20 protein-coding genes, 2 tRNA genes and 1 pseudogene are annotated in these 22030 nt (G+C 69.3%); 13 read left to right on the top strand and 10 right to left on the bottom strand.

Translation table 11 applies throughout. The annotated features are described in order from the left end of the window. Window positions 1–516: 516 nt before the first annotated feature. Both ACIBI5_RS53935 and ACIBI5_RS53930 read right to left on the bottom strand, forming a co-directional pair. Window positions 517–1857, bottom strand: coding sequence for an ABC1 kinase family protein (locus ACIBI5_RS53935; protein ID WP_397259555.1), 1341 nt, complete (start codon window positions 1855–1857; stop codon window positions 517–519). A gap of 590 nt (window positions 1858–2447) precedes the next feature. Then, window positions 2448–3923 (bottom strand): ThiF family adenylyltransferase, encoded by a 1476-nt coding sequence (locus ACIBI5_RS53930; protein WP_397259554.1) that lies wholly within the window; start codon window positions 3921–3923, stop codon window positions 2448–2450. Between the two features lie 477 nt (window positions 3924–4400). Here ACIBI5_RS53930 and ACIBI5_RS53925 point away from each other — a divergent pair, with 477 nt between their 5' ends. The 3 genes from ACIBI5_RS53925 to ACIBI5_RS53915 all read left to right on the top strand — a co-directional run bounded on the left by ACIBI5_RS53925 (window position 4401) and on the right by ACIBI5_RS53915 (window position 6347). Continuing rightward, window positions 4401–5183 carry an enoyl-CoA hydratase/isomerase family protein gene (locus ACIBI5_RS53925; RefSeq protein ID WP_397259553.1) on the top strand — a complete coding sequence of 261 codons (783 nt, stop codon included), beginning with the start codon at window positions 4401–4403 and terminating at the stop codon, window positions 5181–5183. 205 nt (window positions 5184–5388) lie between these two features. Beyond that, on the top strand, window positions 5389–5766 hold the full coding sequence (locus tag ACIBI5_RS53920) for a M48 family metallopeptidase (protein ID WP_397259552.1): 378 nt from the start codon (window positions 5389–5391) through the stop codon (window positions 5764–5766). Continuing rightward, entirely contained in the window at window positions 5760–6347 is a 588-nt protein-coding gene (locus tag ACIBI5_RS53915) for a hypothetical protein (protein ID WP_397259551.1), read from the top strand. Before ACIBI5_RS53920 ends, ACIBI5_RS53915 begins: the two co-directional genes overlap by 7 nt. On the opposite strand, the gene ACIBI5_RS53910 is transcribed toward ACIBI5_RS53915, so the two are convergent. The 3 genes from ACIBI5_RS53910 to ACIBI5_RS53900 are packed head-to-tail and all read right to left on the bottom strand — an operon-like array spanning window position 6330 to window position 8989. Continuing rightward, window positions 6330–7244 carry an endonuclease/exonuclease/phosphatase family protein gene (locus ACIBI5_RS53910; protein ID WP_397259550.1) on the bottom strand — a complete coding sequence of 305 codons (915 nt, stop codon included), beginning with the start codon at window positions 7242–7244 and terminating at the stop codon, window positions 6330–6332. The two genes, ACIBI5_RS53915 and ACIBI5_RS53910, sit on opposite strands and share 18 nt — an antisense overlap. Before the next feature lie 12 nt (window positions 7245–7256). Further along, complete coding sequence (locus tag ACIBI5_RS53905; RefSeq protein ID WP_397259549.1) at window positions 7257–7799, bottom strand: NUDIX hydrolase; 543 nt, start codon at window positions 7797–7799, stop codon at window positions 7257–7259. Beyond that, window positions 7796–8989: a zinc-dependent metalloprotease gene (locus ACIBI5_RS53900; RefSeq protein WP_397259556.1), complete on the bottom strand. Its 1194-nt coding sequence runs from the start codon at window positions 8987–8989 to the stop codon at window positions 7796–7798. Before ACIBI5_RS53900 ends, ACIBI5_RS53905 begins: the two co-directional genes overlap by 4 nt. Before the next feature lie 133 nt (window positions 8990–9122). Between ACIBI5_RS53900 and ACIBI5_RS53895 the strand changes: the two genes are divergently transcribed. From ACIBI5_RS53895 to ACIBI5_RS53870, 6 genes are all read left to right on the top strand, one after another. Continuing rightward, window positions 9123–10193 carry an NAD-dependent epimerase/dehydratase family protein gene (locus tag ACIBI5_RS53895; protein ID WP_397259547.1) on the top strand — a complete coding sequence of 357 codons (1071 nt, stop codon included), beginning with the start codon at window positions 9123–9125 and terminating at the stop codon, window positions 10191–10193. A 10-nt stretch (window positions 10194–10203) separates the two neighbouring features. Further along, window positions 10204–10629 carry a molybdenum cofactor biosynthesis protein MoaE gene (locus ACIBI5_RS53890; RefSeq protein WP_397259546.1) on the top strand — a complete coding sequence of 142 codons (426 nt, stop codon included), beginning with the start codon at window positions 10204–10206 and terminating at the stop codon, window positions 10627–10629. Window positions 10630–10638: 9 nt separating this feature from the next. After that, window positions 10639–11685, top strand: coding sequence for a PDZ domain-containing protein (locus ACIBI5_RS53885; protein ID WP_397259545.1), 1047 nt, complete (start codon window positions 10639–10641; stop codon window positions 11683–11685). Window positions 11686–11813: 128 nt separating this feature from the next. Beyond that, window positions 11814–14765 carry a UPF0182 family protein gene (locus tag ACIBI5_RS53880; RefSeq protein ID WP_397259544.1) on the top strand — a complete coding sequence of 984 codons (2952 nt, stop codon included), beginning with the start codon at window positions 11814–11816 and terminating at the stop codon, window positions 14763–14765. Between the two features lie 98 nt (window positions 14766–14863). Next, a tRNA-Met gene (locus ACIBI5_RS53875) sits at window positions 14864–14940 on the top strand. Between the two features lie 100 nt (window positions 14941–15040). Continuing rightward, window positions 15041–15117 (top strand) — tRNA-Met (locus tag ACIBI5_RS53870). A gap of 39 nt (window positions 15118–15156) precedes the next feature. On the opposite strand, the gene ACIBI5_RS53865 is transcribed toward ACIBI5_RS53870, so the two are convergent. Next, window positions 15157–15615, bottom strand: coding sequence for a hypothetical protein (locus ACIBI5_RS53865; protein WP_397259543.1), 459 nt, complete (start codon window positions 15613–15615; stop codon window positions 15157–15159). Window positions 15616–15720: 105 nt separating this feature from the next. On the opposite strand from ACIBI5_RS53865, the pseudogene ACIBI5_RS53860 reads away from it, so the two are divergent. Then, a pseudogene (locus ACIBI5_RS53860) lies at window positions 15721–15915 on the top strand (response regulator transcription factor); the annotation flags it as partial. 500 nt (window positions 15916–16415) lie between these two features. On the opposite strand, the gene ACIBI5_RS53855 reads toward ACIBI5_RS53860, so the two are convergent. Next, window positions 16416–16988, bottom strand: a complete 573-nt coding sequence (locus tag ACIBI5_RS53855; RefSeq protein WP_397259542.1) for a phosphotransferase — start codon at window positions 16986–16988, stop codon at window positions 16416–16418. 91 nt (window positions 16989–17079) lie between these two features. Here ACIBI5_RS53855 and ACIBI5_RS53850 point away from each other — a divergent pair, with 91 nt between their 5' ends. From ACIBI5_RS53850 to ACIBI5_RS53840, 3 genes are read left to right on the top strand one after another with little or no spacing between them, the layout of a single operon-like run. Further along, window positions 17080–17550 (top strand): group II truncated hemoglobin, encoded by a 471-nt coding sequence (locus tag ACIBI5_RS53850; protein WP_397259540.1) that lies wholly within the window; start codon window positions 17080–17082, stop codon window positions 17548–17550. Window positions 17551–17559: 9 nt separating this feature from the next. Next, window positions 17560–20019, top strand: a complete 2460-nt coding sequence (locus tag ACIBI5_RS53845) for a DUF4118 domain-containing protein (RefSeq protein WP_397259538.1) — start codon at window positions 17560–17562, stop codon at window positions 20017–20019. Further along, a complete protein-coding gene (locus tag ACIBI5_RS53840; protein WP_397259536.1) occupies window positions 20016–20684 on the top strand; it encodes a response regulator in 669 nt (222 codons plus the stop codon). Before ACIBI5_RS53845 ends, ACIBI5_RS53840 begins: the two co-directional genes overlap by 4 nt. On the opposite strand, the gene ACIBI5_RS53835 is transcribed toward ACIBI5_RS53840, so the two are convergent. From ACIBI5_RS53835 to ACIBI5_RS53825, 3 genes are all read right to left on the bottom strand, one after another. Next, window positions 20675–20914 (bottom strand): hypothetical protein, encoded by a 240-nt coding sequence (locus tag ACIBI5_RS53835; RefSeq protein WP_397259535.1) that lies wholly within the window; start codon window positions 20912–20914, stop codon window positions 20675–20677. The genes ACIBI5_RS53840 and ACIBI5_RS53835 overlap by 10 nt on opposite strands. A gap of 1 nt (window position 20915) precedes the next feature. Continuing rightward, a complete protein-coding gene (locus ACIBI5_RS53830) occupies window positions 20916–21086 on the bottom strand; it encodes a hypothetical protein (RefSeq protein ID WP_397259533.1) in 171 nt (56 codons plus the stop codon). An 84-nt stretch (window positions 21087–21170) separates the two neighbouring features. Continuing rightward, on the bottom strand, window positions 21171–21572 hold the full coding sequence (locus tag ACIBI5_RS53825; protein ID WP_397259531.1) for a hypothetical protein: 402 nt from the start codon (window positions 21570–21572) through the stop codon (window positions 21171–21173). Window positions 21573–22030 lie beyond the last annotated feature (458 nt).

The raw sequence follows: 22030 nt of genomic DNA, 5'->3' as shown, positions 1-22030 counted from the left end.
AGCGAGAAAGGCCTCCGCTGGGGAGGCCGGCCCCTCGCATGGGCAGCCTGAAACCGTCCCTCAACCCGGCGATCATTTCCGGTCACAGCACTAGCTAGCCCACGCCGCGCTGGCCAGGCCGACCAACCAGGCCGACAGCCCCGGCACAGGCGCACGCGGCCCCGGCGCACGCGGCCCCGGGCCACCCCAGCGGCCCACCTCGGCCCAGGCGCACCCCACCTCGGTCGTCCCGGCCCACGCCCAACCGTCCGGCTACACCGCCCGGTTCCGCCGAATCGCGCCCCTTCTCGGCCCTCGGCCTTCCCCTCCCTGTGTGGCTCGCGTGCTGTTCCCGGCCCGCCGCCGTCTCTGCCCCCTGGGCCGCTTGCCGCCGCCCGACGAGCACCCGCGCGCCGCTGCCCAAATGGACCTGTGCCCCGGTGCCGGGTCCGAAGACCACCGGCTCCGGCGATGGCGGTCACCAAAGGTGCATGAGGCCCGACAAGCGGTGCTTCTGGAACTGCTTGTGTTCCGAGGTCAGGAAACAGGGAGGGAATCGGTGGCTTCGTCAGGATCGTCGGCGAAGCCGGGGACCCAGCGGATGACCTCGTCACGGAACCGGGCAGTGGCTCCGAGCTGGCACAGGACGCCGATGCCTGCGGCGTGCACCCGATGGATGAGCACATACGAGACGGGAAGGTTGAGCTGGCGCACCACGTTGTTCGGCCGGAGGTCGGTCACGCTGGCGGCCTGCGCCTGCAGCCACTCGCGGCTGAACGTGAACTCCTCCACCGCCGTGGGCTCGACATACGGCGCCAGGAACGCGCGCAGAGCATCGGCGTCGATCTCGATGTGGGGTCGGATGAAGCCCTCGTCGCGAAGGCCGTTCATGACCGTTTCCATGTCGCCGTGGTTGAAGATGCGGGTGAGCTTCCCGAACGCCTTGGGGTACCCCTCGGGGAGCCGGTTGACCGCGCCGAAATCCAGGACACCGAGTCGGCCGTCCTCAAGCATGCGGAAGTTACCGGGATGAGGGTCCGCGTGGAGCATGCCCACCCGAGCCGGCGAGCAGAACAGGAACCGCACGAGCAGCAGCCCCGCCCTGTCACGCTGTTCCTTCGTGCCACCGGTGATGATGCGCGACAGCGGCGTACCGTCCATCCACTCGGTCACCAGGACCATCTCGTTGGCGGCGATCACGTCGGGCACCTGGAAGTCGGGGTCGCCGTGGAACTCCTGCGCGAAGGCGTGCTGGGCTTCGGCCTCGTGGAAGTAGTCGAGCTCTTCGGCGATACGCTCGCGGAGCTCGGCCAGAACGGCCTTGATGTCGAGGCCGGGCAACATGACCCCGAACAACTTGCCCAGCCGAGCCAACTGGGTGAAATCACCGAGAAGCGCCTTGCCGGCGCCGGGGTACTGGACTTTGACCGCCACGTCACGGCCGTCGTGCCAAACCGCACGATGGACCTGTCCGATCGAGGCGGCAGCGGTGGGCTGGTCCTCGAAGGAGATGAAATTCTCCCGCCAGTCGTCGCCCAACTGCTCGGCCAGCACCTTGTGAACGGTGGCCACGGGCAGCGGCGGAGCGGCATCCTGGAGTTTGGTCAGCGTGGCCCGATAAGGCCCGGCGATCTCCGGCGGCAGAGCGGCTTCGAAGATGGACAGCGCTTGGCCCAGCTTCATCGCACCGCCCTTGAGCTCGCCGAGGACCTTGAAGATCTGCTCGGCGGTACGCTGCTGGATCTCCTGTGCGACGATCTCGGCGGATTTGCCGCCGATACGCTTCCCGATGCCCAGGGCCGTGCGGCCCGCGAAACTGATCGGAAGCGTGGCCAGCTTGGCGGAGCGCGTGACTGCGCGGCGCGGAAGATCGCTCACCCTAGTACGCGGCGTCCCGTTGAGGCGCCACTTCCCCCTTCCGTGGTCGACCCATGTGCGCATGGTCGCGGACCCGGCCCGGTGGCTTCCAGGCCCAATGGTCTCCCCTGATGCCCGTCGGACACGGGCGATGTGCTGGTGGTGCCGGTCCCGCTGGCTGCGAGCCTTCGATCGTGCGAACCCCGCCGGCCGCGGGTTCGAGCTTCTTCCCTGGTACGGCAGGCCGTCTTGGCACGGCAGGCCACACCTGACGGGAACCGACACGGCGGTGGCCGCGCCTGACCCGGACGGTGCCGAGATCGCCCCGCCGGGTGCGGGGGTTCGCGGCATTGCCTGTTCGGCGTGAAGCGACAGGGTTGCCCTGCTGGGTGCAAGATCGAGGGGGTGCCTCGCTGGGTGCGAGGTCGAGGGGGTGCCTCGCGGGAAGCGAGGTCGGGAGGGATGTCCTCGCTGGGTGCGAGGGTGGTGTGTTCCCGCTGGATGCGGGGGCTCTTGCTTGTGACTGTATGGCGCGTGCCCAGAGGTCTGGTCGCGGACCCCCGGGTGACTGGGGCTGTGGCGTGGGATGACTGGCGTGATGTGGCTGGGGTTTAGTCGCGGGTGGCCGCTCTGACCATTCTTAGCGAATCAGGATTGTTGCGTATACACCTACATTGCGGGTGGATTGCCCAGGTCCGCCGCTTCCTCTGCCAATCAGGCAATATGTCGATTGTGCCGTTGGTCACAATCGAAGGGTGGCCGTCAAGGTAGGCGAGGGCGTGCCTGGAGGCTTCCGCGGCCACCAAGGCGGCCAGGGTGGTGTCGCAGGCGATCTCGCCCGCGGGGTAGCCGCCCAGATGAGCGGTGACCATGGGCCAGGCCGGATCGCGGTCGCGGCGGGTGAGGTCAAGGCAGTGCAGGCACGCGCTCTGGCTCGGGTGCACCAGCGGTCCCACCGTTCCGTAGCCCTCGAAGGCGGAGACCAGCATGTGCGGGATGTTCAGCGCGGTCAGCTCGGTCACCAGGATCCCGTCCAGCGGGCCCACCGGAGCGAGGATGACCAGGTGCGGAAGATCGGAGCGGTCGTTGAGATACGGCCCGCCCGCGACGAACCGGGCATAGGGCGATGGGACCGGCCTGGCCGGCGGCGCGGGCTCTGCGGGTGTGGCCGAGGTTCGTGCTGGTGAGGTGGGCTGGGAGGGAGAGGCCGGTCGTCGTTTGCCGCCGCCGGGGCGGGTGTCCTCGATCGATTGGCTGATGACCCCAGTCCGCTGACGAGCCGCTTGGGTCGGTCGGCTCGGCTTTCCAGCGTCGCGCGCGGAATCTCGGGCGCTATGGGTGGGGGTTCGAGTGCCCTGAGTGGAGTCACGGACCTGGCGGGTGGAGCTTCGATTGGCTTGGGCGGAATCGGAATTCCGGGCGTCGTGGGTGGCGTCCTGAAGATCGTGGGTGGGGTCTTGGGGCGCCTTTGCTGATGGGCGGGTCTCCTGGGGTGTCGGCTGGGTGGGTTGTTGCGATCGGCGGCGTTGCTTTGCGGGGGGAATCTGGGCGGGCTGGTGGGTGGATGCGTGGGGGCAGGTGATCAGGCGCGTGGCGGTGGCGACGGAGGCTTCTTCTCGGGGGAGGCCGAGTTCGGACCAGGTGAGGCCGCCTGGGACCAGGTCTTCGGGGCGGGTGGGGGCGGGGTCGATGACGCGGATCGTTCCCACACCGGCGGCGGCCAGGAGGTTGACGATCGACGCGCCCAGGCGGCCGGCGCCGTAGACCCGGACGCGGGCGTTGCGGCGGCGGGCGAGGGCGGGCAGGCCGCCTGCGGGGTTGTCTCTGGCCAGATCGAGGGCGTCCAGGTCGGGGCGGAGGCGGTCTCGTTCTGGCAGGGGGATGTCCTGAAGGATCGTGAGCGGGATTGAGGCGTCGTCCAGGACGCCTTGGGCGGTCAGTTCTGCCAGGAGAGTTCTGGCTGCCTGCTCTTCCATGCCCGCTTTCACGGCGTGTCTTACGGCTTGGGCCAGGTCCTGGGTGCCGTCCAGGGACTCGATCCAGGCTCGGAGCGGTGGGGTGAGGTCGGTGAGCACGACGGCCTGCATCGGGTGTACGCCGAACTGGAGGGTGCGCTCGTCTCTGAGGATGCGGCGCAGGGAGGGTTTCACGCGGGGCCTCATGACGGTCAGGGTTCCATCATCGGGGGCGTTTGTGGGGGTTGGTTGTCCCGGGCTGTGGATAACTTCTTCCGCTGGTCAGAGGGCTGTGGATGAAGGTCCCGCCATACCTGGGCAAACGGGCGCGGTGGCAGGCCGGGTGCGGGGCTGCGGGGGTGCCGAACCACGTGCGGACGGGACGCGGGAAACGCCGTGGCGGAGTGGGCAAGGCCGGTGAGCGGAGTCCCGGGTAGGGGACGGGGAGGGCGCGGTAACGGGGTGGGGGACCGCAGCAGCGAGGGGCGAAGGGTGAGAGGGGCGACGGAGACGCCAGGGATGAGGGGACGAGGGGGATGAGAGAGGCAAAGTGCTGGGGAAGTGGAGGGTGGCCCGGGGGGAGATGGGGGCGGGGTTACGATCTTGGGCATGAGCGAGCTCTTGGTCGACCGTTCGGGCGACGGCGTCGTCTGGGTGACCTTCAACCTCCCCGACCGCCGCAACGCCATGACCGACGCCATGACCCAGCGCTGGTCCCGGGAGATGGCCGCCCTGGCCGCCGACAGAACCGCCCGCTGCGTAGTGATCACCGGCGCGGGCAGTGCCTTCTCCGCAGGTGGAGACCTGTCCTGGCTGTCGGAGAGGGCGGCCGAATCAGTCCCGGACCTCAGGGACCGCATGCTCACCTTCTACCGGACCTGGCTGTCGATCACCCACCTGGAAATCCCCACGATCGCCGCCGTGAACGGCGCCGCGGTGGGGGCGGGCCTCTGCCTGGCCCTGGCCTGCGACCTCGTCTACGCGGCGGAGGACGCCAAACTGCTGGCCCCCTTCACCTCCCTGGGCCTGCACCCGGGCATGGCGGCCACGTACCTGTTGCCGAAGACGGGAGGCCTGAGGCTGGCCCGCGAGATGCTCCTGACCGGACGTGTCCTGACAGGAGCAGAAGCAGCATCGGAAGGTCTGATAAATCGGGCATTCGCGGGAAATGACCTTAGGCAGGCCGTTCAAGAGATCGCCCTCAAGGTCGCCTCAACCGCCCCCATCGCCGCGAAACTCACCAAATCCGCGCTAAATGGGGATCATCAGGATCTCGAAGCCGCCCTCCGCTGGGAGGCCCTCGCCCAGCCCGTGACCATGGCTTCCGCCGACATGGTGGAGGGTCTTCTGGCCCATCGGGAAAGGCGGGTGCCCAAATTCACCGGCTCTTAATCATCTGACCAGCTAAAACGGGGCTCACCCCCTGTGGAATTCGGCCGGTGTCGGCTAACGTGCATATGTGCCCCCCGAGACAGTCGAGGTCCGTCGAAGTTCTCGTCGCCGGCGTACGGTCTCCGCATACCGAGACGGCGACAAGACGATCGTGCTCTTGCCCGCATGGCTGAGCGGCGAAGACGCTGATGAATGGGTGAGCCGGATGCTCGATCGGCTGGCGGCCAAGGAGCGGCGGCGCAGACCCACCGACGAAGGACTCCAGGCCAGAGCCAACGAGCTGTCGGCGAAGTACCTCGACGGAAGAGCGCGGCCCACCACCGTCCGCTGGGTGGACAACCAGCAGCACCGATGGGGCTCGTGCACCCCGGACAACGCCACGATCAGGATCTCGACCCGCCTCAAGGGCCTGCCGGAATGGGTCATCGACTACGTCATCATCCACGAGCTCGTGCACCTGCTGGTGCCGAGCCACGGCCCGCAGTTCTGGGCTCTGGTCGAACAGTATCCCAAGGCCGAGCGGGCGCGCGGCTTCCTCGAAGGATTCTCCGCCGCCGCGCACAACGCCCCGGAGGAATGTTGATCCGCACCGTCGCGGTTCTCGCGCGCCGGAACATGGCGAAGGCGGCCCCTGACGGAGTGGATCAGGAGGAGTTCCTGACGGCCGTGGCCGAGGACACCTACGAGATGGTGGCCGGCCTCGAACTCGTCACGCCGGTGCTGGTGACGAGCGTGCCCGGCCTGGAGGAGATCGTCTGGCCCGGCACCGAGGTGATCACGATAGATGACGACGAACCCCTGAAGGACATCATCAAGCGACTCCAGGGCGACCAGGCCGCCGTCATCAACGCCGACGCCCCCGACCTGCCCCCGCTCCTCATCGGCAAGCTCTTTCGCGAACTCGGCCGCGCCCAGCTCACCCTGTGCCCCTCCGAGTACGGCGGCGCCGTCGCGCTGGCCTGCCACCTCCCCCTCCCCGGCTGGGCCGACCCCGACCTCGACGCCCACGACCCGGTGGCCGACCTGCGCGCCCAGGCGCCCGGTCGCCGCATGGTCGCCGCGTCACCCGGCTGGCACCGCCTGCGTACCCCCGGCGACGTCCTCCGCCTGGACCCCGGTCTCGAAGGCTGGGACAACACCCGCGCCCTACTGGGGAAGTTCTAGCCGGGCCACCACCGCCCGGTGGTCGGTCCCCGGCAGCGTGTGCACGCCGACCTCCCGCACTCCCACGCGGGCGTCCACCAGCACGTGGTCGATCGTGATCATCGGCGGCAGTCGCGCGTTCGCCGGCCAGGTGGGCACCAGCCCGGCTCCGGCCCTGTCGGCCGCGTCCGTGTACCCGCGGGCCAGCACCTCGCGCAGCGCCGCGTGGTCGAGGGTGGCGTTGAAGTCCCCGGCCAGGATCCGCGGGATCTCCGCGGAGGCGGCGGGCAGCGATGCGAGAGCCGTACGCCAAAGCTCAAGGTTCTCCGACGAGGGCTGCGGCGGATGCACCGCGAAGACCTCGACCCGCCCACCGCCGGGCAGGGTGACCACCGAACCGGTCAGCGGGTGCCGCGAATACACGCCTCGTTCCGCCCCGAGCTCGCGGTACGGCAGCATCCCGCTCAGGCCGGCGCCGTCCAGCCGGGCCACCGCCTCGGGCGTCAGTTCCTGGGCGCTCAGGACATCGGGCCGCACCCGCCGTACCAGATCCACGAGAGCCGCGGGATCGGCCCGCCCGACCAGCAAGTTCACCGACAGCACCGTGAACGGCCGGCCACCGGCGACGGCCCCGTCACCGAACGCCCGGGGCAGCACGCACGACGCCAGCGCGAGCGTGGTGGCAACGGCGACGCACGCCGCGACGGGCCGCCGCCCGGACACCGCGACGAGGACGGGCAGCAGCGACCCAAGGGCGACGTACGGCGTGGCCGACATGACCTGCGTCAACGGCCCGCCACGTTCAAGCCCGGCCACCCGCGCCAAAGCCCAGACGGCGAAGGGGATGACCAGGACCCAGGCGAGGGAAGCGCGCACCGGCGCGCGGCGGGCAGGAGTGACGATCGTCCCTCCGACCACCGCGTAACCCCCTCAGGCCAGAAGTGCCGCCCTGCCGCGCCTGGCCAGCCGCCTGGTCGCCTCGTCGGACAGCTCGGGGATCTCCTCCACCGGGAACCAGCGCAGGTCCAGGGACTCCTCGCTGATCACCGCCTCCGCGCCCTCGGGCGCCACGGCGGCGTACTCCACGTCTAGGTGCCACGAACGCGGCGGATGACACCAGACCTCATGCCGGTCCAGCGCCAGCGGTCCAGGCAGCAGCCGGAGTCCGGAGATGCCGGACTCCTCCCCGGCCTCCCGCAGCGCCACCTCCACCAGCGTCCGGTCGGCGCGCTCGCAATGGCCGCCCATCGGCAGCCACATGCCCGCCTTCGGGTGCAGCGTCAGCAGGACCCGCGCACCGTCGTGGGACAGGACCGCGGTGGTCGCGGTCAGGTGCCCGGGAACGCACTCCCGGTACATGGCGTCGGCATGCGTCGCCAGGTGCTCCAGGAACTCCTTGCGCAGCACCTCCTCCTCGGGGGTCGGCGCCGACCAGCCGGTCAGCACGGCGACCGCGTCAGAGCGCAGCGTCACTCCGATTCTCCGGGCTCGTCCAGCTTGGAGATGTCCCAGTCGGAATCGCCCTTCACGAACGCGTCCGGGTGGTCGAGGTCCTCGGCCGTCGGCATCAGGTCGGGGTGACCCCAGACCGAGTCGCGGCCGTCGAGCCCGCGGTCGGCCTCCAGCGCCTGCCACAGCGCCGCCGCCTCCCGCAGCCTGCGCGGACGCAGCTCCAGGCCCACCAGCGTGCCGAACGTCAGCTCGGCGGGGCCGCCGGTGGCGCGGCGCCTGCGTACCGTCTCGGCGAGGGCGTTGGCCGAAGGCAGCTTGCCCTCCGCCGCGGCGTCCACGACGGTCGCCACCCAGCCCTCGACCAGCGCCAGCATCGTCTCCAGACGGGCCAGCGCGGCCTTCTGCCGCTCGGTCTCCTCGGGCTTGAGCAGCGCGCCGCCGCTCAACGCCTCCTGGAGCGCCTCGGGGTTGCTGATGTCGAGGCCGCGGATCTGCTCTTCGAGCGCCGAGGTGTCGACCGTGATCCCCTTGGCGTACTCCTCGACGGCGCCGAGCAGGTGCGAACGCAGCCACGGCACGTGCTGGAACAGCCGGTGATGGGCCGCCTCGCGCAGCGCCAGGTACAGCCGGATCTCGTCGGCGGGCAGTTCGAGGCCGTCGCTGAAGGAGGCGATGCCGCCGGGCAGCAGCGCGGCCGTGTCCGACAGCGGCAGGCCGATGTCGGTCGTGCCGATCACCTCGCGCGCCAGCGAACCGAGCGCCTGCCCGATCTGCTGGCCGACCATCATGCCGCCCATCTGCTTGAGCATGCCCATGAGCGGCCCGGCCATCTGCTGGGCCTCCGCGGGCAGGCCGGCGCCGCCGAGCGCCCCGCCCATGGTCTCGACCATGCGTTGGGCGATCGGCTCGCACAGCGTGCGCCATACCGGGACGGTGTTCTCGATCCACTCGGACCGGCTCCACGCCTGCGGGTTCGACACCCCGCTCGGCAGCGCCGTGGCCTCGTTGAGCCACAGGTCGGCCAGACTGAGCGCGTCGATGATCTGGCGGCGTTCTCCGTCCATGACGGAGGGATCGCCCTCGGCGACCACCGCGTGTCGGGCGATGTTCTTGGCCATGTCCCAGTTGACAGGGCCGGAACCCTGAGGCGCCGACAGCATGTCGGCGAACTGGCGCATCGCCTGAGCCATCTGCTCAGGGTTGCCGAACATGGCGAACGGGTTTTCGTTGGGGTCGTTTTCACGACCTGGCAGGTCAGTCACCGCTCTACCTCGTGCAGGATGGAGGAGTCCACATCCGCCACGTTAGTCGTCCTACGGCGGATCAGTGCAAAGTGAGGACCGTGTGCCTACCTCGAAACGCCCGCGCCAACCGGTCGTCGCCGTCACCGGCGCGGCCTCCGGCCTCGGTCGCGAGCTGCTCGCAAGGCTCGCGAACTCCGCGGATTTCCGCAGGGTGGTGGCCATCGACGAGCAGCGCGGCGACGTCCAGGACGTCACCTGGCGAGTGATCGACGTCCGGGATCCGCTCTTGGCGAACCGCATCTCCGACATCGACGTGCTGGTCCACCTGGCCGGCGACTACGCCGTCGACTCCAACCCCGGTGAGCGCCGCGCGTACAACCTGCGCGCCGCACAGACCGTGCTCACCGCCGGCGCGGCCGCGCGCGTGCGCCGCGTCGTGCTCGTCACGAGCGCGATGGTGTACGGCGCCGCCCCCGACAACCCGGTCCCGCTGCCCGAGGACTCCGCGGTGGCCGCCGAGCCGGACACCGGCGTCGTCGGCGACTACCTGGAGATCGAGGCCCTGGTCCGCCGGGCCATCAGGAGCAACACCGGCCTCGACGTGACCGTCGTGCGCCCGGCCGCCGTCGTGGGCCCGGGTGTCGACACCGTCATCACCCGCCACTTCGAGTCGCCCCGGCTGCTGGCGGTGAAGGGCTGCAACCCGCGCTGGCAGTTCTGCCACATCGAGGACCTGGTCTCGGCGCTGGAACTGGCCGCCCGCGGCGTGGTCACCGGCGTGGTGGCCGTGGGCTCCGACGGCTGGCTGGAGCAGGAGCAGGTGGAGGAGCTGTCCGGCATCCGGCGCTTCGAGCTGCCCGCCGGCCTGACCTTCGGCACGGCCCAGCGCCTGCACCGGCTGGGCATCACCCCGGCGCCCGCCACGGACCTGCACTACGTCGTCTACCCGTGGGTCGTCGACTGCGCCCAGCTGCGCGAGGCCGGCTGGAAACCCGCCTGGACCAACGAGGCCGCCCTGGAGCAGCTGCTCGAACTGCGCGAGAACCGCACCACCGTGGCCGGACGCCGCCTGCCCGTCAAGGAGGCGACGCTCACCGCGGCCGGCGCCACCGTGGCCGTCATCGGCACCGCCGCCATCGTCCGTCAGGTCCGCAAGAGGCGCCGCCTGTAGGCTTGTTTGCGTGGACGTCATCCGGTTGCTAGACATTCGCGACACCCCGTTGTCGGTCGACGAGGTGTACGCCGCCGTGGGCGACCACGCGGCGGGCGGGACGACCCTGTTCGTCGGCACCGTACGCGAGCAGGACCAGGGCAAGCCGGTGAAGCGGCTCTCCTATTCCGCGCATCCGTCCGCGCGGGCGGAGCTGCGCCGCGTGGCCGAGAAGGTGGCCGCTGACTTCCCCGTGACCGCGCTCGCCGCCGTCCACCGGGTCGGTGACCTGGAGCTGGGCGACATCGCGGTCATCGTCGCCGCGGCCTGCCCGCACCGCGGCGAGGCCTTCGCCGCCTCACGCCGCCTGATCGACGACCTCAAGGCCGAGGTCCCCATCTGGAAACATCAGCTCTTCGGGGACGGCTCGGCCGAGTGGGTCGGCGCCTGCGAATAAGCTCTCTCCATGTCACGACGTGCCCTGACCCTGCTCGTGGCGGGCTTTATGGTGCTCGCCCTCGGTGTCGTCGGCGCCCTCATGAAGGTGCCCTACGTCGTGCTGAGCCCCGGCCCGACCGAGAACACCATCGGTGAGGTCGACAAGAAGCCGGTCATCGCGATCACCGGCCGCCAGGTCTACCCGACGGACGGCGCGCTCAGCCTGGTCACCGTCGCCTACCAGGGCGGCCCCAGCAGCCGCATCGACCTGATGACCGCGCTGCGCGGCTGGCTCGACCCGAACGTCGCGGTGGTGCCGGAAGAGACGATCTTCCCCAAGAGCCGCACCGCCAAGCAGGTCGAGGAGGAGAACACCGTCGAGATGGCCAACTCGCAGGACAACGCGACGGCCGCGGCGCTCACCGAGCTCAAGATCCCCTACAGCACCGTCGTCACGGTCCTCTCCACGGAGAAGGGCAAGCCCGCCGACGGCAAGGTGCAGAAGGGCGACGAGATCAACGCCATCGACGGCAAGAAGGTCACCGACGTCGACATGGTCCGCGAGACCGTCCGCGCGCTCAAGCCGGGCGCCGACGTCGTGTTCGGCGTCACCAGGGGTGAGAAGAAGGTCGACGTCACGGTCAAGACCACCTCGGGCGACAAGGGCGCGACCATGGTCGGGATGACCATGCAGGCCAAGTACAAGTTCCCGTTCAAGGTCAGCATCAGCGTGGGCGACGTCGGCGGGCCGAGCGCCGGCCTGATGTTCTCGCTCGGCATCGTCGACAAGCTCACCCCCGGCTCCCTGACCGGCGGCAAGTCGATCGCCGGCACCGGAACCATCACGCCGGAGGGCGAGGTCGGGGCGATCGGCGGCATCGCGCAGAAGATGGTCGGCGCCAAGAAGGCGGGCGCCACGCTCTTCCTCACCCCGGCGGACAACTGCGCCGAGGCGCTGAAGGCGGCGCCCGACGGGCTGCGGCTGGTGAAGGCGGAGACCCTGCACGACATGGTCACGACGCTCGACGCGCTGCGTCAGGGAAAGACAGATCTTCCCGCATGTACGGCCGGCTGAAACTTCTCGTGCCCGTCGTGCGTTAGCCGTACGGCTGGCACACCGGTGTAGGTTGCCAGAGCGAGACGATTGTTCACCACGACGAGGGGTTGGCCTTGAGCTTCCGGACCCCAGGAGCCGGCAGGGCGATGCGCTTGCCCCGCCGCCCGCGACTGCTGCTTCCTGTCGCGATCGCCCTCGTGGCGATTGTGGCGTTCTTCTTCCTGTTTGCCGGCATTTACACCGACTATCTCTGGTTCGACTCCGTCAGGTACACCTCGGTCTTCTCCGGCGTGATGCTGACGCAGATCGTGTTGTTCCTGGTCGGCGCGTTGTTGATGGTCGGCATAGCCGGCGGCAACATGCTGCTGGCGTTCAGGATGCGGCCGATGTTCGGCCCCGCCATGTTCGGCGGAGGCAGCGGCGCCGACCGCTACCGGATGGCGCTCGACCCCCACCGCAAGCTGATCTTCATCGTGGGCATGGCCGTGCTCGCGTTGTTCGCGGGGTCGTCGGTGGCGGGCCAGTGGAAGACCTGGCTTCAGTTCTCCAACGGCGTGAAGGCCGGCAAGACAGACCCGATGTTCGGGCTGGACGTGTCGTTCTTCATGTTCGACTACCCGTTCATCCGGATGGCGCTGAACTTCCTGTTCACCGCGATCATCATCTCGATCGTGCTCGCCGCGATCACGCACTACCTGTACGGCGGCTTCCGCCTGCAGTCGCCCGGCGTGCACGCCTCGCGCGCGGCCCGCACCCACCTGTCGGTGCTGCTGGGCGTGTTCGTGCTGCTGAAGGCGGTGGCCTACTGGGTCGACCGCTACGGCCTGGTCTTCTCCGACCGGGGCAAGGTCTTCGGCGCGTCCTACACCGACCTCAACGCGGTGCTTCCGGCCAAGACCATCCTCGCGATCATCGCGCTGATCTGCGCCGCGATGCTGTTCGCCGGTGTCTTCCGCCCCGGCGGCATGCTGCCGGGCGTCTCCTTCGGCCTCCTCGTGCTGTCGGCCGTGCTGATCGGCAGCGTCTACCCGGCGCTGGTCGAGCAGTTCCAGGTCAAGCCGAACCAGCAGGCCAAGGAGAAGGAGTCGATCTCCAGGAACATCCAGGCCACGCGGGACGCGTTCAAGGTCGACGACAACAGCATCTCGGTGAAGCAGTACGGCGCGACGACCAGCGCGACCGAGCAGGTGCTCCAGCAGGAGGCCAGCGCCATCCCCGGTCTGCGCCTGCTCGACCCGACGATCCTGTCGCCGACGTTCCAGCAGCTCCAGCAGATCAAGGGCTACTACCAGTTCCCCGAGCAGCTGGACATCGACCGCTACAAGGCGCCCGACGGCAAGATCCGCGACACCGTGGTCTCGGTCCGCGACATCGGGCTGCCGCCGGAGGCCGAGCGCAACTGGATCAACAGCCGCCTCGTCTACACCCACGGCTTCGGCTTCGTGGCCGCGCCGGGCAATCAGGTGGGCTCCGGCGGGCTGCCGGTCTTCAACGCCAAGGACATCCCGCCGGTAGGCGACCTGATCGGGCCGAAGTTCGAGCCCCGCGTCTACTTCGGCGAGAACTCTCCCGAGTACTCCATCGTCGGCGGCCCCAAGCCGGGCCCCGGCCAGGGCGTCGAGCTCGACTACCCCGACGACCAGCAGGGCGGCAGCGGGCAGAAGAACAACACCTACGCCGGCAACGGCGGCGTGCCCATCGGCAACTTCTTCACGAAGCTGCTCTACGCCGCCAAGTACGGCGAGACCAACCTGCTGCTCTCCTCCGACGTCAACGACTTCTCGCGGATCCTGTACGAACGCAAGCCGCTGGAGCGCGTGGGCAAGGTGGCGCCGTTCCTGACGCTGGACAAGGACCCGTACCCGGCGATCGTGAACAACCGGATCGTCTGGATCGTCGACGGCTACACGACGTCGGACTCCTACCCGTACTCCCAGCGCAAGAGCCTCGGCGACCTGACCACCGACGTGCAGACCAGCAAGCTGGTGGCCGGTCAGCCGCAGCCCGCGCCGACGGACGTCATCAACTACATGCGCAACTCGGTCAAGGCCACCGTGGACGCCTACGACGGCACCGTGACCCTGTACGCCTGGGACGACGTCGACCCGGTGCTGAAGACGTGGCAGAACACGTTCGGCACGATCATCAAGCCCAAGGCCGAGATCCCGGCCGAGCTGCGCGACCACCTGCGCTACCCGGCCGACATGTTCAAGGCGCAGCGGGAGATCCTGACGCAGTACCACGTCACCGACCCGGGTGCGTTCTTCGGCGGCCAGGACTTCTGGAAGGTCCCCGAGGATCCGGCCACGAAGAAGAGCAAGCAGCCGCCGTACTACGTGACGATGAAGATGCCGGAGGGGACCGAGCGGTTCTCGCTGACGACGACCTTCGTCCCGAACGGCCGTCAGAACATGGCCGCCTTCATGGCCGTGGACGCCACGGCCGACCCGTCGCAGGCGAAGCTGGAGATCCTCCAGCTACCCAGCAACACGGCGGTGCAGGGTCCGCCACAGGCACAGAACACGTTCCTGTCGAACCCGACGGTCTCCGAGCGGCTGAACCTGCTTCGCGGCACCGGCGGCGCCACCGAGGTCATCTACGGCAACCTGCTCACGCTTCCGTTCGGCGGCGGCCTGCTCTACGTCGAGCCGGTCTACGTCCAGCCGAAGGAGGAGAGCGCGGGCCGCTTCCCGAGCCTGCGCAAGGTGCTGGTGTTGTTCGGGGACAAGGTCGGCTTCGGCGACACGCTGGACGCCGCCCTGAAGGAGGTCTTCGGCGTCGCGCCACCGACGCAGACGGGTGAGAAGCCCACGGAGTCCAAGCCCAACACGAACACCACCGCGCTGACCAAGGCCATCACCGCCGTCGAGACGGCCTACCAGGAGGGCCAGGCGGCCCTGAAGGCCTCACCGCCCGACTGGGTGAAGTACGGCGAGGCGCAGAAGAAGCTGGAGACGGCACTGAAGGAGCTGCAGGCGCTGGGAGCCACCCAGCCGCAGCCCACGCCGTCGGCGACGCCCACCGCGTCCACGCCGCCGTCCACGCCACCTCCATCGACGCCGCCGCCTTCACCGACGGCCACCGCGACCAGCGGATGACGGACGAGGACCCCGCCTTCCCGGCGGGGTCCTCGCCGCTTTCGGCGTATCAGTTTGCGCAGGCAGCCGGTGGCGGATACTCTCGTGAAGCACGACGACGCGGGGTGGAGCAGTTCGGTAGCTCGCTGGGCTCATAACCCAGAGGTCGCAGGTTCAAATCCTGTCCCCGCTACCAAAGAAGGCCCTGATCAATGCGATCAGGGCCTTCGTGCTTTCCGTGATCTTCGTTTTGCGTCCGCGATGAATCACCGCTATGGTTAAGACATACACACCGACGCGGGGTGGAGCAGTTCGGTAGCTCGCTGGGCTCATAACCCAGAGGTCGCAGGTTCAAATCCTGTCCCCGCTACCAAAGAAGGCCCTGATCAATGCGATCAGGGCCTTCGTGTTTTCACCGGCAGCGCAAATCCAGGCCGGCGTCGTGCATTTCCAGAAATTCCACGATCACCGGCCGCGGTCCTTTTCCTCCGGCGAAGTACACCTCGCCGGGTAATGTCCCGCCTTGGACGCCGCGGATCGTCGTGCTCTCGTAGTACTTCACGATCGCCGCCTCCGGCAGCGTCGTGACCAACGACAACCGCACGAGGTAGTCGCAGTGGTTGCTGTTGCCGATCTGCAGCCCGACCTTGCCCTGTGCGACCACGTTGGGCTGCGTGCCCGGCGGCAGCGGGTAGGCGCGTACCCGCTCGACCAGGGCGCTCAGCCGCATGTCGTTGATCCACATGGGGGTCTGTACCAGCAGGGCCGCCGCTACGAGCGACCCCGCCACCCACCACCAGCGCCGGTTCAGGCGCCTCGATGGTCCGGCCGGTCGGGCGAGCACCGGTGTTTCCGTGAGCGTGCTGTCCACCTCACTCGTCCCTTCTGTAGCACGCTAAGCATCTTGGGGGGCTTCGTGATCGTGAACAAGGCCCTAATCTCGCGCGGCTGACAGGATGGCGGTCATGGGTGATGTGGGCTGACCGGGCGGGAGCGGGAGGTGCTGGTGCTGGTGGCCAGAGGGCACAGCAACGACGAGATCGCCCTGAAGCTGGACATGCGCCCGCTGACCGCCAAGACGCATGTGAACCGGGCCATGTCCAAGCTCGATGCGCGGGATCGAGCGCAGCTCGTGGTCGTGGCCTACGAGTCGGGGCTGGTCGTACCGCGGTCGCGGTTGGCGGCGCTCGTGGTGGCGCTGGGTCTGGCGGGCGCGGCGGTGTCCGGGTGGGTGGGGGCCGTGGGCGGCGCGCTCGGGCTGGCGGGGCTCGTGCTCAGGCGAGGCTGGGTGGTGTGGGCGGGCGTGGTGGTGCTGGCCTTCAGCACGTTCGGGCTGCTGCAGGATCTCGTGACGCTGCTGGGAGTGGGACGGCCGGACAGCTGGCCGGGGTTCCTGGCCAAGGGGGCGCGGGTCGTGGCGATGCTGCTGCTCGTGGGTGCGGCGCTGGTCGTCGGCAGGCGGGCGCGCGGCGCGTGCGGGAGGTGCGGGTACGAGCACGCGGACGGCGGGCCGGTGCCCTTGCGTTCTCCCGAGGCCACGACGGCGCCCAAGGGGGTGCGGTGGGCGGCCTATGCGGGGGCGGCGTTGTTCCTGCCCTACGCGAGGGCGAGCGGGGTCGGCCTTCGCCGTGGTGGCCTGGGACTACCAGCGCAGGACCCGGCCTCGGTGTCTCACAGGAGACGGCGCAGCCGTACCTGCTCGGTAGGGGTGGTGTGCGGGTCGCGCAGGCGGGCCGCGGCGGCGTCGGCCAGGCGCGGGGACGGGTCGGTGGCGCTGCCGCGCAGGAGGGCGCGGGCGAGCGGGCGGCGGATCAGCTTGATCATCGTGATCGGAATCTCGCTCGTGCGCAGCGTCAGGTAGGTCGTGGCCAGTTCGAACGCGGGCTCGCCCGCCGCGGCGTTGCACCAGTCGATGACCGAGGGGCCGTCGGGCGTCATGATCACGTTGAGCGGGTGGAGGTCGAGGTGGAGCACGCGGTCGCCGGGGGAGGGGCCGAGCCAGTCCGGCGCCTCGATCGCGTGGAGCCGGTCGTGCAGCCGGCCCAGCAACCGCCCGTGACCGCTGACCATCCACGGCTTCCTGACCAGGACCTCGAACATCGTGGGCCCGTGCAGCCTGGCCATGACCAGGTCGGTCTCGGTCGCGTCGAACACCTCGGGCACCGGGTAGCCCTGGGCGCGTACGTGCTCCATCACGCGGGCTTCGTCGAGGGCGGTGTCTCCGTCTCGGTAGCGGCGGAGCACTTTGGTAGGAGATAGTGCGAAAACGTCGGCTGTGCGCCCTTTGCCGATGAGGTCCATGACAGGTGCCGCCCATCCATGATTACATGATTACGTGGCTGACAACGAGCAAGTACCGACACTGTACGACTGGGCGGGCGGCAGCGACGCGTTCGAGCGGCTCACCGAAACCTTCTACGCGAAGGTGAAGAAGGACGACGTGGTCGGGCCGCTCTTCGCGCATATGGATCCGGGCCACCCCCGATACGTGGCCATGTGGCTGAGCGAGGTGTTCGGCGGGCCCACCCGCTACACCGACGAGCGCGGCGGATACCCGCACATGCTCTCCCAGCACCTCGGCAAGGGCATCACCGAGCAGCAGCGCCGCCGGTGGGTCAATCTGCTGATGGACGCGGCCGACGAGGTCGGGCTGCCGGACGACCCCGAGTTCAGGGCCGCTTTCGCCGGATACATCGAGTGGGGGACGCGGCTCGCGCTGCACAACTCGCAGCCCGGGGCGAAGCCTCCGACCAAGGCGCCGACGCCGCGGTGGGGCTGGGGGGTCGCGCCGCCGTACCAGCCGTAACCTGGATCTATGAGGGGGACGCTGCGGATATACCTGGGCGCGGCCCCCGGCGTGGGCAAGACCTACGCCATGCTCGACGAAGGGCGGCGCGCGCTCGCCCGAGGCAGAGACGTGGTCGTGGGGCTCGTCGAGACCCACGACCGGCCCCGCACCGCCGAGCTCCTCGACGGCATGGAGATCGTGCCGAGGAAGACGATCCACTACCGCGGCGCCGACCTCGCGGAACTGGACACCGCCGCCGTCATCGCCCGCGCGCCCGAGGCCGCGCTCGTGGACGAACTGGCCCACACCAACACGCCCGGCTCGCGCAACGATAAACGCTGGCAGGACATCGACGAGATCCTCGCGGCCGGGATCGACGTGGTCTCCACCGTCAACATCCAGCACCTGGAGTCGCTCAGCGACGTCGTCCAGCAGATCACCGGCGTCGCCCAGCGCGAACGCGTCCCCGACGAGTGGGTCAGGCGGGCCGACCAGGTCCAGCTCGTCGACATGGCCCCCGAGGCACTGCGCCGCCGCATGGCCCACGGCAACGTCTACAGCCCGGCCATGGTCGACGCCGCCCTGTCCAACTACTTTCGCGTCGGCAACCTCACCGCGCTGCGCGAGCTCGCCCTGCTCTGGGTGGCTGGCAAGGTGGACGAGCAGCTCGACCGCTACCGCGCCGACCACGGCATCGCCGAGACGTGGGAGGCGCGCGAGCGCGTCGTGGTCGCCCTCAGCGGCGGTCCGGAAGGCGACACTCTGGTACGGCGGGCCGCCCGCATAGCCGACCGCTCCAAGGGCGCGGACCTCCTGGCCGTCCACGTGACCAGCGCCGACGGCCTCACCTCCGGCGCGGATCCGGCCAACGTCGCCCGCCAGCGCACCATCGTGGAGAACCTCGGCGGCACCTACCACCAGGTGCTCGGCGACGACGTCCCTCGCGCCCTGCTGGAGTTCGCCCGCGGCGTCAACGCCACCCAGCTCGTTCTGGGCGCCTCCCGCCGCGGCCGCCTCGCGCAGATCCTCTCGCCGGGCGTCGGCGTGGAGACCACCGCGCTGTCCGGCTCCATCGACGTGCACATGGTCACGCACGAGGGCGTCCGGCACGGGCGCAGGCAAGGGGACCGCTCCGCCCTCTCGCTGCGACGGCGCGGCTCGGGCTGGGCGCTGGCGCTGGCCGGGATGCCCCTGCTCACGGCGGGGCTGCTGCCGCTCCGTCCCCAGCTGGCGCTGCCCAGCGAGATCCTGCTCTTCCTGCTGCTCGTCGTCGGCGTGGCCCTCGCGGGCGGCATGTGGCCCGCGCTCACCGCGGCCGTCGTCGGGTTCGGGCTGCTCAACTGGTTCTTCACACCGCCGTATCACACGCTGACCGTCGACGAGCCGGAGAACCTGCTGGCCCTCGCCATCTTCATGCTGGTCGCGGCCATGGTCAGCGCGGTCGTCGGCCTGGCCGCCCGGCGCAGCGGGGAGGCCTCGCGGGCCAGGGCCGACGCCGAGGTGCTGTCCACGCTGGCCGGGCACGTACTGCGGGGGGACTCGGCGCTGCCGTCGCTGCTGGCCCGGCTGCGCGAGGTCTACTCGCTGACCTCGGCGACCATGCTGGAGAAGGACGGCGACGGCTGGCGGATCGTGGCCACGGCGGGCGGGCCGCCGTCGGCCGTACCGGATGTGGTGGTCGACGGGGATCTGGGGCTGGCCGTACAGGGGAGGATCCTCGACGCGGCCGACCGGCGGGTGCTGGAGGCGTTCGCGGCCGAGGCGGCGGTGGCGCTGCGCCAGCAGCGGCTGCGCGAGGAGGCGTCGTCGTCCGCGGCGCTCGCCGAAGCCGACAAGATGCGCACCGCGTTGCTCGCGGCCGTCAGCCACGACCTGCGCACCCCGCTGGCCTCGGCGAGCGCGGCCGTCGACTCGCTGCGCGGCACCGAGGTCGACTGGTCGCCCGAGGACCGCGCCGAACTGCTCGACACCGCCCACGAGTCCCTGAACAAACTCGACCGGCTGGTGACCAACCTCCTCGACATGAGCCGTCTGCAGGCCGGAGTCCTGGGCGTCGCCCCGGAACCGGTGCCGGCGGCGGAGATCGTCCACCGGGCCCTCGCCGACCTGGGGGTTTCCCGGCTCGTGGCCGTGGAGATCCCGCCCGACCTGCCCGACCTCACCGCCGACCCGGTGCTGCTCGAACGCGTCCTGGTCAACCTCGTCGGGAACGCGGTGCGCTACGGGGACGTTGTCGTCTCGGCGAGCTGGCACGGCGAGAACGTGGAGATCAGGGTGGTCGACCACGGCCCCGGCATCCCGGCCGAGGCGCACGAGCGGGTGTTCCGGCCGTTCCAGCGGCTCGGCGACCGTTCCACGCACAAGGGCGTGGGGCTGGGGCTGGCGCTCTCCCGCGGACTCACCGAGGCCATGGGCGGCACGCTCACGCCGGAGGAGACACCAGGAGGAGGGCTCACCATGACGGTCTCGCTGCGGAGAGCCGGATGACGCGCGTGCTCGTGGTCGACGACGAGCCCCAGATCCTGCGTGCCATGCGGATCAACCTCGTCGCCCGCCACTACGAGGTGGCCGTCGCCGCCGACGGCGCCACCGCCCTGCGCCAGGCCGCCGACTGGCACCCCGACCTGGTCATCCTCGACCTCGGCCTGCCCGACATCGACGGCGTGGACGTCATCCACGGGCTGCGCGGCTGGACCCAGGTCCCCATCATCGTGCTCAGCGGCCGCAGCGACGGCCACGACAAGGTCGACGCCCTCGACGCCGGCGCCGACGACTACGTCACCAAGCCCTTCGGCATCGACGAACTGCTCGCACGGGTGCGGGCGGTCACCCGCCGCGCCGCCGCCCCCACCGCGGAGTCCGCGGAGGCGCGCGTCGGCGATCACGTGATCGACCTCGTCGGCAAGACCATCTCGGGCGGGGTACGGCTGACGCCCACGGAATGGCACTTCCTGGAGTTGCTGCTCCGCAACCCGGGCAAGCTGGTCAGCCAGCGGCAACTGCTGACGGAGGTGTGGGGCGCCTCGTACCAGAAGGAGACGCACTACCTGCGGCAGTACATGGCGCAACTGCGCAGGAAACTGGAGCGCGATCCCGCGCGTCCCGTGCATCTGCTGACCGAGCCGGGGATGGGCTACCGGTTTCAGCCCTGATCCTCGTCCTCTTCCGGGAAATACGTCCTGGGCTCCTGGAGAAGGTCGACGTGGGCGTCGGTCTGACGGTGGTCCTCTTCGCGCATCCACGTGACGATGCTGCGGTCGGCCTCGTCGTCGATCTCGTCGATCTTGTGCCGCTCGGGCAGCTTGTCCTTGTACATGGCGATGACCGACTCCTGGGGATCGTCGCCCATGTCCTGGCTGATCTCGTACGGCTGCTCAGTCATGTCATGCTCGGATCATCACAGTGGCCTTCTGTACGGACCAGCCGGCCAGCAGGAGCCCGAACGCCGCCTGTGCGAATCGCATCCATGGCGTCGAGGCGTCGGCCGCGTACAGCACGACGCCCAGCCACATGAGGCCGAAACCGCCCACAAGGACGATCGCTGCCCAGTTCAACCCCCGCTGCCACATACGCGCAGTCTTACAGCCGTTCATCCAAGACTGGGTATGGACATGGTCTGGCTTTTCCGCGCTCGGAGGCTAGTGGGCGAGCCTGCGGCCCGTGCCGACGCAGCGGCGTAGACGCAGGCCGCGGGGCCGTACCGGGGGAGGATTCTCCTCCATGCAGGCCATCAGCGCCGCGGCCGTACGCGCGTCGGAAAGGATGCGCTGCACCGCCTCGCCGTCCGTCGGCAACTGGCCGCGCTCGGCGAGTTCGTGCCTGACGAAGGCCAGCGGGTCCGGCGCGTCCACGGCGTCGGACGCCACCGACGCGCGGGCCGCGGTCATCAGCCGCAGATAGTAGGAACGCAGCACGGCCTCGCGCATCCTGGCGTGTTCCAGGTCGTCCACCAGGGTGCGGGCAATCTTGAGAAGGTCGCCGGCGGATGTCTGCCCGTCGGCCAGGAAGGCACGGATGTCGTCGAACTCCGAGCGGGTCATTGCCAACACCTCCGGGGTGCAGTCTGCTCGTGTGTACTTCGTACCGGGGAGCGATTGCGGATGACTTGCCGTCCACTTGCCGAGGTCGCGGGCCGGATGCGGCCGCGGAGGTTTGGGGGCGCGTGGGGAGGGAAGGACAAGGTGATTACCTGAGTGGGCGTAAGCGGGTCCCCGGGGCTGCTAGAGTTGCTCCCGCAGGGCAGCCGATCACATGATCCGCCCGGCACACCCCACAGAAATCTTTCTGGTTCATCCTGTCTGGATGGTCTGGTAAGTTTGCGGGGGTTCCAGGAAATGTCAAGTCGCTGAATTTGACAGAGAATGGAACGGCTGAAAGAATAGAAATACGAAATGAACGCCGAGAACGCGTCCGTTTCTTGAGAACTCAACAGTGTGTTAAAAGCCAGTGCATGAAGTATTTCATGCAACACCTCGTCTGGAATATGATGAGTTTTTGC

Source organism: Nonomuraea sp. NPDC050540 (assembly GCF_044457485.1).
Classification (GTDB): Bacteria; Actinomycetota; Actinomycetes; order Streptosporangiales; family Streptosporangiaceae; genus Nonomuraea.
Note: the sequence above shows the minus strand (reverse complement) of the source record. Positions and strands in the feature narration are given on the sequence as shown.

What these genes read in the sequence shown, in the direction of transcription:
- ACIBI5_RS53930 (WP_397259554.1), bottom strand. Translation starts at nt 3,923, where the DNA reads ATGCAGGCCGTCGTGCTCACCGACCTCACCCCACCGCTCCGAGCCTGG.
- ACIBI5_RS53925 (WP_397259553.1), top strand. Translation starts at nt 4,401, where the DNA reads ATGAGCGAGCTCTTGGTCGACCGTTCGGGCGACGGCGTCGTCTGGGTG.
- ACIBI5_RS53920 (WP_397259552.1), top strand. Translation starts at nt 5,389, where the DNA reads ATGCTCGATCGGCTGGCGGCCAAGGAGCGGCGGCGCAGACCCACCGAC.
- ACIBI5_RS53915 (WP_397259551.1), top strand. Translation starts at nt 5,760, where the DNA reads ATGTTGATCCGCACCGTCGCGGTTCTCGCGCGCCGGAACATGGCGAAG.
- ACIBI5_RS53900 (WP_397259556.1), bottom strand. Translation starts at nt 8,989, where the DNA reads ATGTTCGGCAACCCTGAGCAGATGGCTCAGGCGATGCGCCAGTTCGCC.
- ACIBI5_RS53885 (WP_397259545.1), top strand. Translation starts at nt 10,639, where the DNA reads ATGTCACGACGTGCCCTGACCCTGCTCGTGGCGGGCTTTATGGTGCTC.
- ACIBI5_RS53880 (WP_397259544.1), top strand. Translation starts at nt 11,814, where the DNA reads ATGCGCTTGCCCCGCCGCCCGCGACTGCTGCTTCCTGTCGCGATCGCC.
- ACIBI5_RS53845 (WP_397259538.1), top strand. Translation starts at nt 17,560, where the DNA reads ATGAGGGGGACGCTGCGGATATACCTGGGCGCGGCCCCCGGCGTGGGC.
- ACIBI5_RS53840 (WP_397259536.1), top strand. Translation starts at nt 20,016, where the DNA reads ATGACGCGCGTGCTCGTGGTCGACGACGAGCCCCAGATCCTGCGTGCC.
- ACIBI5_RS53835 (WP_397259535.1), bottom strand. Translation starts at nt 20,914, where the DNA reads ATGACTGAGCAGCCGTACGAGATCAGCCAGGACATGGGCGACGATCCC.
- ACIBI5_RS53825 (WP_397259531.1), bottom strand. Translation starts at nt 21,572, where the DNA reads ATGACCCGCTCGGAGTTCGACGACATCCGTGCCTTCCTGGCCGACGGG.